General features: G+C 68.2%; 1 protein-coding gene. It reads left to right on the forward strand.

Annotation, left to right across the window (positions count from 1 at the left end; all coding sequences use genetic code 11):
* Position 1 precedes the first annotated feature (1 nt).
* A complete protein-coding gene (gene araA / locus IFR11_RS16110; protein WP_191916851.1) occupies positions 2-1513 on the forward strand; it encodes an L-arabinose isomerase in 1512 nt (503 codons plus the stop codon).
* Positions 1514-1518 lie beyond the last annotated feature (5 nt).

The following is a 1518-nucleotide window of genomic DNA, read 5'->3' on the forward strand; positions in this document are numbered from 1 at the left end:
CATGACCCGCACCCCCCTCAAGAACGACCTCGACGGCTACGAGGTCTGGTTCGTCACCGGTAGCCAGAACCTCTACGGCGAGGACACGCTGAAGCAGGTCGCCGAACAGTCGCAGGCCGTCGTCGAGGGCCTGAACGGCCTGCCGGTGAAGGTCGTCTGGAAGCCCGTGCTCAAGGACTCCGACAGCATCCGCCGCATGGCGCTCGAGATCAACGGCCGCGACGACGTCATCGGCGTGATCGCGTGGATGCACACGTTCAGCCCCGCCAAGATGTGGATCTCTGGGCTCGATGCCCTGCAGAAGCCGCTGCTGCACCTGCACACGCAGGCGAACGTCGAGCTGCCGTGGAACGACATCGACTTCGACTTCATGAACCTCAACCAGGCCGCTCACGGCGACCGCGAGTTCGGGTACATCCAGACGCGTCTGGGAGTCGCGCGCAAGACGGTCGTCGGCCACGTGTCGAACCCCGTCGTGCGTCAGCAGATCGAAGATTGGGAGCGCGCAGCCGCCGGCTGGACCGCGTCGCGCACCCTCAAGCTCGCCCGCTTCGGTGACAACATGCGTTTCGTCGCCGTCACCGAGGGGGACAAGACCGAGGCCGAACTGCGCTTCGGCGTGCAGGTCAACACGTGGGGCGTCAACGAACTCGCCGAGGCCGTTGAAAGCGCGTCGGATGCCGAGATCGACGCGCTCGTGCAGGAGTACGTCGACAGCTACGACGTCGCCGAAGAGATGCTCCCCGGCGCCGCGCGTCACCAGTCGCTGCGTGATGGCGCCGCGATCGAGGTGGGCCTGCGCTCGTTCCTCGAGGAGGGCGGCTTCGGCGCTTTCACCACGTCGTTCGAAGACCTCGGTGCGTTGAAGCAGCTCCCCGGTCTCGCGGTGCAGCGCCTCATGGCCGAGGGCTACGGCTTCGGCGCCGAGGGCGACTGGAAGACGGCGATCCTCGTGCGCGTCGCGAACGTGATGGGCGCCGGCCTCCCCGGCGGCGCGTCGCTCATGGAGGACTACACCTACGACCTCGTTCCCGGAGCCGAGCGCATCCTCGGTGCGCACATGCTCGAAGTCTCGCCCTCGCTCACCACGGCCAAGCCGCGCCTCGAGATCCATGAGCTGGGCATCGGCGGCAAGGACGACCCGGTGCGCCTGGTCTTCACCGCCGACCCCGGCCCCGCGCTCGTCGTCGCCCTCAGCGACATGCGCGATCGGTTCCGCCTGACCGCCAACGTCGTCGAGAACGTCGAGGCGCCCGACCTGCCGAAGCTCCCCGTGGGCCGCGCCGTGTGGAAGCCCGCGCCCGACTTCGCGACGTCGGCCTCGTGCTGGCTCGCCGCCGGTGCCGCGCACCACACCGTCATGACGACGGCCGTGGGCATCGAGGTGTTCCGCGACTTCGCCGAGATCGCCAAGACCGAGCTCGTCGTCATCGACGAGGACACCACGGTCCGCGGTTTCCAGAGCGAGCTGCGCTGGAACCAGGCGTACTACCGCCTGGCCCAGGGCCTGTAAGACCC

The sequence above is a fragment of the Microbacterium sp. CFBP 8801 genome, assembly GCF_014839455.1.
GTDB lineage: Bacteria > Actinomycetota > Actinomycetes > Actinomycetales > Microbacteriaceae > Microbacterium.